At 68.4% G+C, this 14,904-nt stretch carries 12 protein-coding genes and 1 tRNA gene; 7 read left to right on the top strand and 6 right to left on the bottom strand.

The genetic code is table 11. From position 1 onward, the window contains the following. Nucleotides 1-31: 31 nt before the first annotated feature. Entirely contained in the window at nt 32-4,972 is a 4,941-nt protein-coding gene (locus ACZ5IK_RS06585; RefSeq protein WP_465486875.1) for an RHS repeat-associated core domain-containing protein, read from the top strand. A 99-nt stretch (nt 4,973-5,071) separates the two neighbouring features. Here ACZ5IK_RS06585 and ACZ5IK_RS06580 read toward each other — a convergent pair whose 3' ends face one another. The 4 genes from ACZ5IK_RS06580 to ACZ5IK_RS06565 form a co-directional block, all read right to left on the bottom strand. Continuing rightward, a complete protein-coding gene (locus ACZ5IK_RS06580) occupies nt 5,072-6,208 on the bottom strand; it encodes a GGDEF domain-containing protein (RefSeq protein WP_465486874.1) in 1,137 nt (378 codons plus the stop codon). A 293-nt stretch (nt 6,209-6,501) separates the two neighbouring features. Continuing rightward, nucleotides 6,502-7,764, bottom strand: coding sequence for an MFS transporter (locus ACZ5IK_RS06575; RefSeq protein ID WP_465486873.1), 1,263 nt, complete (start codon nt 7,762-7,764; stop codon nt 6,502-6,504). A gap of 106 nt (nt 7,765-7,870) precedes the next feature. After that, nucleotides 7,871-8,536 (bottom strand): hypothetical protein, encoded by a 666-nt coding sequence (locus tag ACZ5IK_RS06570; RefSeq protein WP_465486872.1) that lies wholly within the window; start codon nt 8,534-8,536, stop codon nt 7,871-7,873. 120 nt (nt 8,537-8,656) lie between these two features. Next, nucleotides 8,657-9,481, bottom strand: a complete 825-nt coding sequence (locus ACZ5IK_RS06565) for an SDR family NAD(P)-dependent oxidoreductase (protein ID WP_410664400.1) — start codon at nt 9,479-9,481, stop codon at nt 8,657-8,659. 147 nt (nt 9,482-9,628) lie between these two features. Between ACZ5IK_RS06565 and ACZ5IK_RS06560 the strand changes: the two genes are divergently transcribed. Together ACZ5IK_RS06560 and ACZ5IK_RS06555 are read left to right on the top strand one after the other, a co-directional pair. Beyond that, nucleotides 9,629-10,390, top strand: coding sequence for a trypsin-like serine peptidase (locus ACZ5IK_RS06560; RefSeq protein ID WP_465486871.1), 762 nt, complete (start codon nt 9,629-9,631; stop codon nt 10,388-10,390). 7 nt (nt 10,391-10,397) lie between these two features. Then, nucleotides 10,398-10,616 (top strand): RNA-binding S4 domain-containing protein, encoded by a 219-nt coding sequence (locus tag ACZ5IK_RS06555; protein ID WP_005149665.1) that lies wholly within the window; start codon nt 10,398-10,400, stop codon nt 10,614-10,616. On the opposite strand, the gene ACZ5IK_RS06550 is transcribed toward ACZ5IK_RS06555, so the two are convergent. Beyond that, nucleotides 10,613-11,566, bottom strand: coding sequence for an Ldh family oxidoreductase (locus ACZ5IK_RS06550; protein WP_465486870.1), 954 nt, complete (start codon nt 11,564-11,566; stop codon nt 10,613-10,615). The genes ACZ5IK_RS06555 and ACZ5IK_RS06550 overlap by 4 nt on opposite strands. Nucleotides 11,567-11,679: 113 nt before the next feature. On the opposite strand from ACZ5IK_RS06550, the gene ACZ5IK_RS06545 reads away from it, so the two are divergent. The 3 genes from ACZ5IK_RS06545 to ACZ5IK_RS06535 all read left to right on the top strand — a co-directional run bounded on the left by ACZ5IK_RS06545 (nt 11,680) and on the right by ACZ5IK_RS06535 (nt 12,560). Then, nucleotides 11,680-11,967, top strand: a complete 288-nt coding sequence (locus ACZ5IK_RS06545) for a DUF2277 domain-containing protein (protein WP_101611822.1) — start codon at nt 11,680-11,682, stop codon at nt 11,965-11,967. Between the two features lie 28 nt (nt 11,968-11,995). Then, a complete protein-coding gene (locus ACZ5IK_RS06540; protein ID WP_101611821.1) occupies nt 11,996-12,376 on the top strand; it encodes a DUF4190 domain-containing protein in 381 nt (126 codons plus the stop codon). Between the two features lie 95 nt (nt 12,377-12,471). Further along, nucleotides 12,472-12,560 (top strand) — tRNA-Ser (locus ACZ5IK_RS06535). Nucleotides 12,561-12,613: 53 nt separating this feature from the next. Here ACZ5IK_RS06535 and ACZ5IK_RS06530 read toward each other — a convergent pair. Next, nucleotides 12,614-14,392 carry an RICIN domain-containing protein gene (locus tag ACZ5IK_RS06530; RefSeq protein ID WP_465486869.1) on the bottom strand — a complete coding sequence of 593 codons (1,779 nt, stop codon included), beginning with the start codon at nt 14,390-14,392 and terminating at the stop codon, nt 12,614-12,616. Nucleotides 14,393-14,495: 103 nt separating this feature from the next. Here ACZ5IK_RS06530 and ACZ5IK_RS06525 point away from each other — a divergent pair, with 103 nt between their 5' ends. Beyond that, the gene (locus ACZ5IK_RS06525; protein ID WP_465486868.1) at nt 14,496-14,903 is read left to right on the top strand and encodes a YciI family protein; all 408 of its coding nucleotides are present in this window, start codon (nt 14,496-14,498) and stop codon (nt 14,901-14,903) included. Nucleotide 14,904: the final 1 nt, after the last annotated feature.

The following is a 14,904-nucleotide window of genomic DNA, read 5'->3' as shown; positions in this document are numbered from 1 at the left end:
AAGTCGTTCCTGAACATCGAAGAAGGTTGTCTTGGGTAACCCACTGGTCGCGGACGTAAAGGACTCGACGAAGGCGTACACCGGCTCCTCTCTGCTGGAGTCGGCGTTCGATCTGAAATCGGCCATCGAAAGCGGCGACTGGGCTTCGGTGGCGCTGGGCGCGGTCGGGACCGCGCTCGACGCGCTGTCGATGGCGATGGACCCCTTCGGCGCGATCCTCGCGAACGGCGTCGGCTGGCTGATGGAGCACGTCGGCCCGCTCAAGGAAGCGCTCGACGCGCTGACCGGCAACGCCGACGAGATCAACGCGAACTCCGAGACCTGGAAGAACATCGCGACCGAGCTCGGCGCGGTTGGCGCGGATCTGGCCGGGATGGTCTCCGCCGATCTGCAGAGCTGGACCGGGATCGCGGCCGACACCTACCGTGACCGGGCCAAGGACACGGTCACCCTGCTGGACGCGGCGAAGGCGGGCTGCGAAGGCGCCTCCAGCGGGGTGAAGACGGCGGGCGAGGTGGTCGCCGCCGTGCGCGCGCTGGTGCGCGACATCATCGCCGAGCTGATCGGGCACATGATCAGCTGGGCGCTGCAGGTGCTGTTCACCCTGGGCATCGGGCTGACCTGGGTGGTCCCGCAGGTGGTCAACGCCGTGGCGAAGACCGCGAGCAAGATCGCGAACCTGACGAAGAAGACCGTCAAGGCGCTCAAAGCGCTGATGCCGCTGCTGAAGCGGGCGGACGACCTGTTCGCCGACGCGGCGAAGGCGTTGAAGAAGCTGCAGCCCGGCAAGGGCGCGCCCGGTCCCAAGCCGAACAAGCTGGACGAAGGCACGACACCCAAGAGCAGCCCCGAGGGCGACAAGGGCGGTGGCACGTCGCCGTCCGGCGCGCCGCCCAAGAACGACCCGCCGCCACCACCGCCACCGAAGAACGACCCGCCGCCTCCGCCGAAGAACGAGACTCCGGACGGGCCGACCACGCCGTCCGGCAGTCCGCCACCGCCGCCCAAGGACCGCGGCGGTCCCAAGCCGGAGCCGGACAACCGGATCAAGAACAACAACAACGATCCGGGCAACGGGGTCCCGCCCAAGAAGCGCGACGACTGCGGTGACCCCGTCGACGTCGCGACCGGCTCGATGATGCTGACGCAGGACGACGTCGTGTTCGCCGGTGTCCTGCCGCTGACCGTGTCGCGGACGCATCTTTCGTCGTACTCGCTCGGCCGGTTCTTCGGCTCGTCGTGGGCGTCCACTTTGGACCAGCGGATCGAGGTCGAAGACGACGGCCTGCATCTCGCGCTCGCCGACGGGTCACTGCTGACCTATCCGGTCCCGATGTCCGACGCCCCCGTCTATCCGGCTTTCGGGCAGCGTCTCCCCTTGTCCAAAGTGGACGACGGCTATGCCGTGTCCACTCCGGACGGGATGCTGCTCTTCTCCGGCGCCGGGGACACGCTCCCGCTGCGCGGGATCGGGGGAGGCGACGGTCACCGGATCTTCCTGCGGTACGACGACAACGGCGTCCCGCGCGAACTGGAACACACCGCGGGATACCGCCTGCTCATCGAGTCGAAGGACGGTCTCGTCACCGCGCTTCGCCTGCCCGGCGCGGAAACCGCGGTCCAGAGCTACCGGTACGACGAGCGGCGCCGTCTGGTCGAGATCGTCGACGGCGCCGGTTCGCCCCTGCGGTTCACCTATGACGCCACGGGCCGCATCGTGCGCTGGGAGGACGTCAACGGGCGCTCGTACGGGTACGGCTTCGACGCCGAAGGCCGCGTCGTCCGCGCGCAGGGCACCGGTGGCTTCCTCGACGTCGACATCGCCTACGACCGGGAAAACCGGGTCACGTCGGTCACGAACTCACTCGGCCACGTCACCCGCTATCAGCTGGACGAACTGCACCGGGTCGTCGCGGAGACCGATCCGCTGGGCAACACCACGCGGTACGAACTCGACAGCTTCGGCAAACTGCTCAGCCGCACCGACGCCCTCGGCCGCACGACACGCTGGGAAATGGACGACGAGGGCAACGTCGTCACCGTGATCCAGCCGGACGGCGGCCGCGCGCTCGCGGAGTACAGCGCGCTGAACCGGTGGACCAGCATGACCGGACCGGACGGCGCGGTCTGGCGCCGCGAGTACGACGCGCGCGGGAAGGTCGTCCGCGCCACGGATCCGACCGGCACCACCACCACCTACGGGTACGACGACGCGGGCAACCTCGCGGTCGTGACCGACGCGCTCGGCGGGGTCACGCTGATCGAGTCCGACGCGGCGGGCCTGCCGGTCTCCATCACCGATCCGCTCGGCGGGGTCACGCGGTACACCTACGACGAGTTCGGGCAGACCACCTCGGTCACCGATCCACTCGGCGAGGTCACCCGGACGAAGTGGGACGGCTTCGGCGAAATCTCCGAGCAGATCGACCCCGACGGCTCGGTGTGGCGTTGGAACCGCACCACCGAGGGCTACACCGACGAAGCCGTGGACCCCCGCGGGCTCTCGGTGCGCACCGAGTACTCGCAGTTCGACCTGCCCACCGCCGAAATCGGCCCGGACGGCGATCGGCTGTCCTATGGGTACGACACCGAGCTGCGGCTGGTTTCGGTCACCAACGAACACGGCCTCGTCTGGCGCTACGACTACGATCCCGCCGGCAACCTGATCAGCGAGACCGACTTCAACGGCCGCACCACCCACTACGGCTACGACGCGGCGGGGCAACTGGTGTTGCGCGCCAACAGTCTCGGCCAGACGGTCGCCATCGAACGCGACGCGCTCGGCCGGGTCGTCAGCCGCCGGGCGGGCGACGACGTCGCCACGTTCACCTACGACGCGGCCGACCGGATGACCTCGGCGCGCAACGCGCATTCCGAGGTCACCATCGCCTACGACGCGCTGGGCCGGATCGTCGCGGAATCGCTGAACGGCAGGGCCGTCCTCTCGGAGTACGACGCCGCCGGCCGCCGTGTCGGCCGCCGCACCCCTTCGGGCGCCGAGTCGTTCTTCGCCTACGACGCCGCGAGCCGCCCCGTCGCGCTGCGAACCGCCGGGCGCACCATGCGCTTCGAATACGACCCCTCCGGTCGTGAAGTGCTGCGGCGCCTCGACGGCACGCCTGTCGAGCTGCGCCAGGGCTGGGACGCCGCCGACAGGCTGACCTCCCAGACCGTTTCCAATGGCCGGGGTGTCGTTCAGCACCGCGAGTACGGCTACCTCCGGGACGGGCTCGTCTCGTCGATCTCGGACCTGATTTCGGGGCCGCGTTCGCTGCGGGTGGACCGCGCGGGCCGGGTCGTCGACGTCCAGGGGCAGGGCTGGCGGGAAAGCTACGGCTACAACCTCGCCGGCGCGATCACGCAGGCGGGCTGGCCCGGCGCGGATCCCGCCGTCGGACCGCGGCACTACCAGGGCACCCTGGTGACCGGTGCCGGTTCGACGTCGTACCTGCACGACACCGAAGGCCGCACGATCGCCCGCCGCAAACTCGGGCGTGACTGGACCTACCAGTGGAACTCCGACGACCGGCTGACCGGCGTCGTCACGCCCGAGGGCGAGCGGTGGCTCTACCACTACGACGCGCTCGGGCGGCGGATCGCGAAACAGCACCTCGACCTCCACGGCCGGATCCTCGAACAGATCGACTTCGTCTGGGACGGCTCGAACCTCGCCGAGGAGATCCGAGGCGGCACCGCCGTCGTCTGGGACTGGGAGCCGGGCACGGAACGGCCGATCACCCAGGTCGAACGGGTTCCGGGACAGGATGCCCGCTTCCACGCCATCGTCACCGACCTCGTCGGCTCACCCAGCGAACTGGTCGACGAGGCGGGCAACGTCGCTTGGCACGTGCACACCTCGTTGTGGGGCAAGGTGCTTTCGCCACCGGGGCAGGCGTACACGCCTTTGCGCTTCCCCGGCCAGTACCACGACCCGGAAACCGGGCTGCACTACAACTTCAAGCGCTACTACGACCCGGACACCGGGCGATACCTCTCGCACGACCCGCTCGGCCTCGAACCGGCGTCGGATTCGCTGGCCTACGTCGGCAACCCGACGGACATGATCGACCCGCTCGGTCTCGTCGCGACGAAGCCGACGAAAGCCCCCTGCCCCAAGGCACAGGCCAAGGCCGCCCTCGGCAAGAAGAAGTCGCCGAGCAACCGGGTCACCAAGCCGAAGCCGACGCCTGGACCGAAGAAGCCGCGGCGTCCGCCGCAGAGCTACGCCGACGGCACGCACGGCGCGAAGAAGCGCGAGCAGAACCGGCTCACGGGGAAGTACGACAACGACCTCAAGGCCGACGGCCGGGACAAGGTCTCCGGGAAGTCCCACGAGTCCGAGCACCCGATCCCCTACGAGGCGATCGGCCGCGGCAGTGGCGGCGCACGGGGTTCGGGCCACGACCAGAAGGACATCGAGAACCACGCCTGGGCCTACCAGGAGGCCAAACCCGCGCACGCCTCGCACCAGGGCACCGGCAACAAGGGCTACGAGGGCGATTCCGGCTTCAGTGGCAAGTCCTACCGCGACGCCGAGCGCAACGCGATCGAGGCGGGCGACCCGAACACCGCGATCCAGCTCAACCAGCTCGACTACGCTTTCCAAAAGCCGTTCAAGGACACCAACAACACCCTCGACGGCAAGATCGCGGACGACTCGTACCACAAGATGATCGACGACGCGCACGCCAGCGGCAAGGGCCTCACCTATTCGACCGGCCCCGGGACGACCGCGACCACCCCGCCGCTGTCCGATCTCGACCGCAGGGAACTGCACCTGACCCGGGACACGGTCCGGGACGGCGAGTGGCCGGATCAGGTGAAGCGGTCCTACGACGACGACCTCAAGGACATCCACGACGCGGCCTACAAGACGCCGACCAAGGCCGACTGGGACAAGCTGGAGGCTGGCGGCTTCGGCCCGCTCGACACCGGCAAGAAGAAGGACCCCAACGCGATGGACACCGACTGACCCCCCGCCCGCGTTTCGTCCTCTAGTTGCTGTACTTGCGTGTGCATGTACCGCAACTAGAGGACGAAACGCGGGCGGGTCAGGGCGGGTCAGGGCTGGTCAGGCGGCGGCGAGCGAGACGACGCGGTTCCGGCCGTTCCTCTTCGCCTGGTAGAGCGCGGAATCGGCCACGTGCAGCAGCCGTTCCAGGACGGTCCCACCGGCCGGGTAGACCGCGACGCCGATCGAGACCGAAAGGCCCCTCACGGTCCGCGGGCCCGAAGCCGTCCCGACTTCGACCTCGATGTCCATCACGGCCTGCCGGACCCGCTCGGCCACGGGCATCACTTCGGTCTCCGTCGCGCCGGGCAGTAGTACGACGAACTCTTCGCCGCCGAACCGCCCGACAGAGTCGTAGTCGCGTACGTGCTCGGAAATCGTCGTCGCGACGACCTTGAGCACGACATCGCCCGCGAGATGGCCGTAGACGTCGTTGACCTGCTTGAAGTGGTCGAGATCGAGCATCAGCACGCCGAGTTTGCTCTTCGCCCTGGCCGCCGACGAAAGCTCCCGCTCGCTCAGCAGATGCCACGCGTGCGCGTTGAGCACCCCGGTCTTGCCGTCGATGTTCGCCGCGATCTCCAGCTGCCGCACCAGCACACTGCGGTGCAGCACCAGGACGGGCAGCAGGACGAACGGGACGAGCGCGGGCGCGTGCACGATGCCCAGCGCGGTCGACGTCCCGAGCACCAGGGTGGTGACTTCCAGCAGATTGTCGTCACCGGTGCCGAACAGCGAACGCAGCGACCGGCCCCCGGTGTGCAGGTAGACCGAGAGCGCCACGATGAACGCGTTGGCCACGGTGAACACGGCCGCCGCCTCGACGATCCGCAGTGACCCGGTGAACCCGACCGGAAGGCCGTTCCAGCCGGAAACGATGGCCCCCGAAGCCAGGCAGGACAGCACTATCGCCGCCGCGCAGTACACGACTCGGTAGGCCGGGCGGTGGCTCATCCCCCGCCATACCCGGAGCCAAAGGTGCAGGTAGATGAGCAGTCCGAGGGCGAGTGCGAGCCCCGGCGGCAGGACGAGCACCCCCGCGAACGTCCACACCGAAGTCATGTTGATGTGCGGCCGGTCACAAAGCGTGCGCCGCAGCCGTTCCACCGAACGCGAAAGCTCGGCCTGCAGGCAGGCGAGGCCGAGTAATGATCCAAAACGGACGAATTCCGTGGTCTCGTAGTTCGATCGGAGCAAGGCGATTACGGCGACTGCCGCCGCAAGTCCTTCCACGATAAGAAAAACCGCAGGTACGCCGCGTGGTCCGGACCATAACTCCCAGCGTCCCACCCAGGCTCTCAGACGTGTGCCGGCCCCTTCTCCGGCGAGTTCCGCATCCCCCATAATCATCGTCACCGGTCCCCCTTCCGTACACATTTCAATGTATCCGAGGTAGTACTGAGGGTGGCTCGCGTTAATTTCGGAACACACAGATGGAGCAGTGGGAGGGAGGATCATCATGAACGGTCGCGAGGACTGATCCCACCAATTCAGCCGGTCCGGCTCCCGGCCGGGAGCCATACATCGGGCCCGGTGGCGATGGTGCGTTTCCACGCCATCGCCATCGGGCCCGCCGTGGCGACGGCGGCCGCCGCGGCCACCCCGACGGCCACGAACGGACCGGTCAACTGGGCGAGACCACCCGCGAGCATGATCCCGATTCCTTGCACCGTCACCAAACTCGTCGAGGTCAGGCCCATCACCTGTGCCCGGACGCCGTCCGGCACCGCGCGGGCCATCAACGCGATGGCCTGCAGGTGGTACGGCGCCGCGCAGGCCCCGCTGAGCCCGATCAGCGCGAGGCAGACCGGCAGCGGCGGACGAAAGAAGACGAAAAGCAAAGGAACAACGGATGCAATGGCGAGAATGCCCACTATTCGCGTTTTCCGCCGAGCGGGAACCCATTTCGTGAAGATCCACGATCCTATTACCGAACCGACCGGATCCGCCGCGAGAATAAGTCCGACCGCGAAAGTCCCCGCCCCGAGTCCGACGGCGAGCGGTGCCGCGAGCCCTTCCGGCGCGATGGCGAACCCGGCGAGCATCTTCAGTCCGAACAGCACCCGGATTCCCTTGCCCCGCCACAGTTCCCTGGCACCTTCACCACTGAAAGCCCGTGCCACCCGGCTTTTCACCGATGATTCCGCGGCGGCGGGCCTCCGGCGACGAACCCCTGTGGACACGAGCAGCGCCGAGACCACAAAGGTCATCGCGTCGATCACCAGTCCCCAGTAGGGCGTCACGAGCCCGATCACCAGCCCGCCGCCGCCGAAGCCCGCCAGCTGTGCCGTTTGGATGGTGATCGTCCGGACCGCGAGCCCCGCGACGTACCGTTCGCCCTCGAGAACGTCCGGGAGCAACGCGAGTTGCGCCGCCCGGAACGGGCCGCCCGCCATCGTCAGGATCACCAGAAGCCCGGCCAGCACCAGCAGGGGCGTCCCCGGTATCGCCATCAGCGCCGCGATCGCCGCGCGCAGCAGATCGCAGACGATCATCACCGTCCGCCGCGAATACCGGTCGGCCAGCCCGGCGAACAGGGTGCCGCCGATCAGCGTCGGCAGATACGTCAGCCCGTAGGCGAGCCCGGTCAACCCGGCCGACGCCGTTCTTTCCCAGACCAGCACCGACAACGCGACCCTGGCCAGCTGGTCACCGGCCTGCGAAAGTGCCTCTGCCGCCCACAACGCCCGGAACTCGCCGACGGCGAAAGCCGCCATGAACGCGGTACTCCGAGCGGACTCCCCCTTTTCCATGAGCCCCTCCCCTTGGCTCACGGTAGTCGATCACTTCCGTTGTGTCAGCGACCATCCGGCCCACGACGACGGTGAGTGTCCACTGTGGAGAGGCGATTCCGCGTGGTCAGCGGCCTGCGCTGTAACCCATCATCCCCTGTGCCATTTCCATCGCCAGCGAGCTCGCCACGGCGGGATCCATCATGTTCCGGATGCCCTCCGTGGTCTTGTCGCGCGATCCGGTGTCGGAGCGTGGCTGCTCCGTCGGCCGGGTCTCGGCGGGCGGCAGGGCGACGACCTGTTCCCTGGCGGGCTTCCTCTTCGTCGTCGCGGGCGCCAGCTGCTTCACGGTGACCGGGACATAGACGGTCACCGGGGCGGCCTGCGGCGCGGGCGTCGCGGGCGGCGCGACCGGCGGGGTGGGCTGCTGGGTCACCACGGCGGGCAGCGGCTGCTCGGGCAAGGCGGTGTCGTCGACCGGTGCGAGGGTGAACGTGCCGGCGAACCAGCCGATCGCGAGCAGGGCCACGCCCGCTCCGCCGACCAGCCAGGACCGGGCGCGGCGGTGGATGACGACGGCCTTGGGCCGCAGGTCCTTGTCGACGACCGGATCGCAGACCGGGGTCCGGACCGGCATCGGCTCGGGAACGGGCTCGTTCTCCGGGCTGCGCCGCCGTTTCGGCAGACTGGCCGCGATGATCCCCGTCCGGTCCAGCAATTCGGCGGTCTCGACGGGCACGCTCGCACAGAGCGCGGCGTCGGTCGGCGTACGGCGCTGGGCGGCGCGCGGCATGGGGACCTCCGGAAGGGGAATCACGAACTTGAGCATTGTGGTGCATTTCCGACGCCGCCGTAAGTAACGCACCCCGATCGAGTTATCCCGAGCCGTCCGGACCACGGAGGGTTACTCCATTCAGAGGTTCCTCATCCCCAAGCGCCCCAGCAGTGCCAACGGCCGCTGGTAAAAGGAGCCGAGAACCCGGGGAATCGCGTCGATGACATAGGCGTCCGGGCCGATCAGGATGCGCGGCGTCCCCCGTTCGATACCGCGCACGATGGTCTGCGCGGCCTTCGCCGGTGTCGTCTTCGCGATCTTTTCGAAGCCCTCCGCGGCTTTGTCGATGTCCCGCTCGACGCCGCCCCGCGCGTCGCGGGCGATATTCGTCTTGATGCCACCGGGATGCACGCAGCTGACCTTGACCGGATGCCGGGCGATCAGCATTTCCTGCCGCAGCGCCTCGGTGAACCCCCGGACCGCGAATTTCGCCGCGTTGTAGGCACTCTGCGTGGGCACGCCGATGAAGCCGAACACGCTCGAAAGGTTGACGATGTGCCCGTCACCCGAAGCGATCACCTGCGGCAGAAAGGCTTTGGTCCCGTTGACCACTCCGCCGAGATTGATCCCCATCAGCCAGTCGTAGTCGTCCCAGGTCATTTCTTCGACCGTCGCGCCGAGCGCGACCCCGGCGTTGTTCACCACGACGTTGGCGCCACCGAAATCGACGGCGACCTCTTCCGCGTGTGCGAGAACGGCGTCACGGTCCGCGACGTCCAGCTCGTACGCCTTCGCGGTCGCGCCCGCTTTTTCACACAGCGCGACGGTGCCTGCCGCGCGGACGGCGTCGACGTCGGACAGCGCCAGCCTGGCCCCGCGCCCCGCCAGGTCGACCGCGAGCGCCTGACCGATCCCCGACCCCGCGCCCGTGATCACCACGACCTTGTCCGTGAACGACTTCATACCCGCTCCCATCCAGCTCGACTGTTACCGGAGGTAACACATACTACGGCTGTGAGCTTGCTGTGCGTTGATCGATTCGGGCTGTGTTCGTGGACCGCTTATGGTGCTCTGTAGTCAGGACAGCCGTGGACGAGCGAAAGGAAGGCGATGCGCCGCGCCCTGTTACTCGCTCTTTGTGTCGTTCTGACCGGTTGCTCCGCCGCGTCGGATCCCGGCGGGACCGACGCCGACACCGCCGCCGCCGCGACCGTGGCGGCCACCCCCGCTTCGCCGCTCAACCCGGCGATCGGCGCGCTCTTCCTCGAAGGGTCGCATTTCTGCACGGCCAGCGTCGTCCACAGTGGCCCGGGAGATCTCCTGCTCACCGCGGCGCATTGCCTCCACGACGGCGAAGGCGGCGAGTACGCCACAGGGATCTCGTTCGCGCCCGGCTATCACGACGGCGTCGCGCCCTACGGCTATTGGGACGTCTCGGATCCGCAGGTTCCCGACGGCTGGGCCGATTCGTCCGATCCGGACTTGGATGTCGGATTCGCGACCGCGCGTCAGGCAGGCAACCCGAAGACCCTCGAAAGCGTCACCGGTGCCAACAACCTGGTGGCCGGCGGCGGGTTCGCCCACACGATCACCCTGACGGGGTATCCGGACGAACGAGAGGCGCCGGTCGTCTGCCACGGCGCCAGCGAGCAGGCCGACACCTACCAGATGCGCGTCTCGTGCCCCGGCTTCACGACCGGCACCAGCGGCGGCCCGTGGGTGGTCGACCCCGATCCGAAGACCGAACTCGGCACCGTCGTCGGCGTGATCGGCGGCTATCTGTACGGCGGGGACGATCCGGACACGTCCTACAGCAGCTATTTCGACACCGACGTCGCCACCTTGTACCGGAAGATGGACACGCGGGGATGATCTCCCCATGAGCATCCACGACGTCCCGATCACCGGCGAGCCGATCCGCCTCGGCCAGTTCCTCAAATTGGCCAACCTCGCCGAAGACGGCTCGCACGCCAAAGACCTCCTCGACGCCGAAGAGGTCACGGTCAACGGCGAGGTGGAGGTCCGGCGCGGACGTCAGCTGACGAACGGCGACGTCGTGGAGGTCGGCGGCGAAGGCGGCCGCGTCGTCCTGGCCTAGCGGCCCTGCAGTGGTGCCAGGCGCAACGCCTTGGCGAGCTCTTCGAGCTCCCGGTGCACCGGCTCGTTCAGCGGGACGCCCAGCGCCTGGCACTGTTCGAGGTACTGCGCCTCGCGCCAGCCGGGGTAGCGGACCGGGGTCCCGCCTTCCCAGCCGAGCAGGCTGCCGAACAACGCGCTCGCGGCCTTGTAGAAGCCGTCGGCGCTGCGCAGCGTCGTCGGCGCGATCGCCATCACCATGAGACCGGTGTCGTGATCGTGGTCGCCGACGCCCGACAGGACCCCGGCGAAGATCTCGACCAGCAGGGAAAAGCCGGCGATCGAGGCGCTGGCCGCACCGGCGGTGTCCGCGAGGGTGTCCAGGTCGAGAACGAATTCGGGGTACGCGCCGGCGGGGGCGGCCATGCCGAGCGGGTTCGCGGCCGTCCCGCGCTCCCCGCCCGCCGCCATGACGAGCCCGATCATGGTGTGCGGCAACGCCCTGGCGGCGTGGTGCCCGGCGCGGCCGAACGGCCCGACGCCGCGCACCGACATGAGCCCGACGCCGTACCGGCCCGCGCGGGACACCGCCCGGTCCATCGCGTCACCGACGGCCCAGAGCCCCGGCGCGCGGCGGTAGTCGATCAGGGCGGCGGCGCCGCGGTCGGCGATCATCAGCGGTTCGGCGCGCGGCCGCACCATGCCGTTGACCAGCATCGGCAGATGCAGCCGCGTCAGTTCGGCGACCCCCGATTCAGGGGTTCCGGTGAGGTCGCCGTGGCACAACGCCTCGGCGGCCATGCGGGCACGCGACCACGGCAGGTCGTGCGAGGTGAAGACCTCGGTGACGAGGTCGATCAGGGCGTCGATCGGGACGCGCTGCCAGACCTGTTCCGGGATCGGGGAGGGTTCGGCCGGTACGGGGATCGGCTCGACGGGCGCGCGGCGGAGAGAACGAGGTCTGAGGGGCACTCCGCCGAGGGTGCCTAAACGCGTTTTTCGGCGTCAACGAACCTGAGCACCTTCTAACCGACTGTGTGATCGAACCGCCCGGAAGCGTCGGTGGGCGGACGTACGATCGGGGCATGTGCCGGAACATCACCACGCTTCGAGGCCTGGAGCCGGCGGCGACGCCGGACGAGATCGAGGCCGCCGCCCGCCAGTACGTCCGCAAGGTGTCCGGGGTGCAGAGCCTCTCCGACGCCACGCGCGAGCCCTTCGAGGCCGCCGTCGCCGAGATCACGGCGATCACCAGGCGGTTGCTCACCGAACTGCCCGCCCGCCGTCAGCCGCCGACGACGGTGCCGCCGTTGCGCCGTCCCGAGGTCCAGGCGCGCATCGCCGCGAAGGCGGCGAAGACTCAGGCGTCCTGAACCAAGCCCCGGCGGTTACGGTGAGCCGGTGACATATCCGCAGGACCCCTACGGTCAGCAGCAGCCCTACGGACAGCAGCCCACTTACGGGCAGCAACCTCCGTACGGGCAGCCGTACCAGCAGCCGGGCTATGGCTACGGCCCCGCGATGCCGCCGCAGGACCAGGGCCTGGCGATCGCGGCGCTGGTCGTGTCGATCGCCAGTCTGGTCGTCTGCACCGGGCTGCTGTCGGTCATCGGCGTGATCATGGGGCACATCGCGCACTCGAAGGCCAAACGCGGCGAAGCCGGCGGGCAGGGGATGGCGCTCGCGGCGATCATCATCGGCTACATCGGCGTCGCGATCATCGTCGGTCTCGTGCTGTTGTTCGTCATCGTCGGCGTCGCGACCGACTGGGACTTCGACTAGTCCATCCATGCCCCCGCCACCACCCTCAACGGAAAGCTTCGCTTCGAATACATCCGAAGCGTTCGGTTAACAGACCGTCGGATATCCTCGGTGGCGGTAGCGTGTCCGAGCGGCCGAAGGAACATGTCTTGAAAACATGCGAGGGCTCTGTCCTCCGTGGGTTCGAATCCCACCGCTACCGCCAGTCTTGAGAGAGCGAAGCCCCCCAGATCGGCTGACCTGGGGAGCTTCGCGGGGTCACGCGGGCACGAGGGCCCAGACGGTCTCGTCGCTACGGCCGCCCACGAACGGCCGTTGCTCCAGGATCGAAGCCGTGCCGTTGTTGACCTGCCGCACCGCGAGGTTGCTGGCCCGATTCACCAGCCCGTAGCGCGTGTCGGCGCTCCGGAGCAACTTCCACTGCTGATTCGTGGCCGAGCCGCAGTGCGTCTGTTCGAGGAGCGCGCCGTCCGCGGTGCTGCCGGAGACCGGCCGCAGGCACTGACCACTCCGCTCGTTGACGATCTTCCAGTACCCGCCGCCCGCGTCGGTGAGCTTCCACTTCTGGCCGTTGTCGTTCTGCCTGGCCACGTTGGTGATCTTCGCGCCGGCGGACGTCGAACCGTCGACCACGGCCGCGCTGTTGCCGTTGGTGGCGACGGAAAGGTAGTACTTCTTGGCCGCCTGCGGACCGGGATCGGCGATGGGGTTCAGGGTCCACTGCTGGTTGGCCGCCCCGGTGTAGGGCTGCTGGACGAGCGGGGCCGGGTACGCGCCGCCGTCGGTGATCGCGTAGCCCGTCAGGTAGTTGAAGATCGCCACCTTGCCGTTGCCGAGTGGCTGGAACGCCCACCGCATGCCGTTCTGGCCGTTGCAGTTGTACTGGAGGATCTGCGTGCCGGGTGCCGTGCCGCTCTGGGCGCTGTCGGCGCACAGCTGGCTGTTGGCGTTGACGAGTTGCAGACCGGTGTTGTAGCCCAGGATCCACTTCTGGCTCTGGGAGTCGGTCCGGGCGCGGTGACTGAGGTTGGCGAGACCGCCGGTCGAGGAACCCACGACGTCGATGGCGTTGCCGCTCGCGCCGGTGATGACGTAGGTCTTCCCGCCTTGGGCATGGCCGTCGTCGTTGTCCGGAGTGTCCTTTTTGATCAGGAAGGCGCTGTTGGCGACGTTCCAGTGGGTGGCGAGCCAGCTGCCGGGGACGGGATTCGTGCTGAAATAGTCGTCGTTGCCGCAGTCCAGCAGCCGATCGAAATCACGCTGCGTGCAGTCGAAGGACTGCGTGTCGCCGTAACACATCAGGTCCCATTCCTGGGAGCAGTGCCCGCCGCCCTGGTAGTGCGGGGCCCCTGGCAGGACCGCGCCGAGCATGTGGCCCACCTCGTGGGCGACGGCGTTGACACCCCAGCAGGGCACCGCGATCTCGGTGTAGTGCCTGCCGTTGTTGAAGGCGTTGGCGGGACCGGGCTGGTCGTCGCTGTCGCCCCAGGTGCCCGCGCAGGTGTGGGGGTTGTCGGAGAACAGGATGTAGTCGCGGTCGGCGTTGTAGTGGCCCGCCTGGATGGCCCGGTCGCGGATCGCGCCGGACAGGTACGTGCCGTCGGGCACCACCAGGTTGGCGACGGCGACCTGACAACCGGCGCCTGCGGTCGTCACGTACCGGACGTGCCTGCTGGCGCCCGTCAGCGCGGCGCTGTCGTTGAACGAATCGTCCATCCCCGACGCGTAGGCGCGAAGGGAAGGCACGACGGTGGAGTACCGGTCAGGTTGACTGGCTTCACGGACGTAGACCAGCTCGATGCGTTTGCCGGAGACCCCGTCGCCCTCGCAGACCACCGGGTTGGCGGCGATCTGCGCTTGAGCGACGGAGAGAGCGAGTGGGGCCACCGGGGTCGCGCCGGGCGGCAACGGCCGGCTGTGATCCGTGGCGGCGAAATCATCGGAGGCGGAGGCTCCGGCTGTCTCACCCACGAGCAAGCCGCAGATGAGGCCGATGGTCACCAGCAGGCCGGCGGAGCGCCTTCTTGCTTTGGACAAGTGCTCTTCCTTTCGCGATGGAGGAACGCGATAAGAAGGCTAGAGATCGGATGTATAGACCACCAGGCAGAAGCACCGGCAGACTGCCATTACCCTTCCCGCCATGGCCAAGTACTTGCTGCTCAAGCACTATCGGGGCGCTCCGGCGTCGGTCAACGACATCCCGATGGACCAGTGGGCCCCGGAAGAGATCACGGCGCACGTGCAGTACATGCGGGACTTCGCGAACCGGCTCGTGGAGACCGGCGAGTTCGTCGAGGAACGGGCTCTCGCCCCCGAAGGCACCTTCGTCCGCTACGACGGCGAGGGCAAGCCGCCGGTCACCGACGGCCCCTTCGCCGAGACCAAGGACCTCATCGCCGGTTTCATGATGATCGACGTCGACAGCTACGAGCGCGCGCTCGAACTCGCGGGCGAGCTGTCGGCCGCTCCGGGAGCGGGCGGGCGGCCGATCCACGAGTGGCTCGAACTGCGCCCGCTGTGGGGCGAGCCGCTGGTCATCACGGAGTGAT

The sequence above is a fragment of the Amycolatopsis sp. NPDC031561 genome, from assembly GCF_055580625.1.
The sequence above is the reverse complement of the archived record's forward strand: the minus strand, read 5'-3'. Positions and strand labels throughout refer to the sequence as shown.

Bases quoted from the DNA above. Each gene is read 5' to 3' on its own strand.
- ACZ5IK_RS06575 (WP_465486873.1), bottom strand. From the start codon at position 7,764: ATGGAAAAGGGGGAGTCCGCTCGGAGTACCGCGTTCATGGCGGCTTTC.
- ACZ5IK_RS06570 (WP_465486872.1), bottom strand. From the start codon at position 8,536: ATGCCGCGCGCCGCCCAGCGCCGTACGCCGACCGACGCCGCGCTCTGT.
- ACZ5IK_RS06565 (WP_410664400.1), bottom strand. From the start codon at position 9,481: ATGAAGTCGTTCACGGACAAGGTCGTGGTGATCACGGGCGCGGGGTCG.
- ACZ5IK_RS06560 (WP_465486871.1), top strand. From the start codon at position 9,629: ATGCGCCGCGCCCTGTTACTCGCTCTTTGTGTCGTTCTGACCGGTTGC.
- ACZ5IK_RS06555 (WP_005149665.1), top strand. From the start codon at position 10,398: ATGAGCATCCACGACGTCCCGATCACCGGCGAGCCGATCCGCCTCGGC.
- ACZ5IK_RS06545 (WP_101611822.1), top strand. From the start codon at position 11,680: ATGTGCCGGAACATCACCACGCTTCGAGGCCTGGAGCCGGCGGCGACG.
- ACZ5IK_RS06525 (WP_465486868.1), top strand. From the start codon at position 14,496: ATGGCCAAGTACTTGCTGCTCAAGCACTATCGGGGCGCTCCGGCGTCG.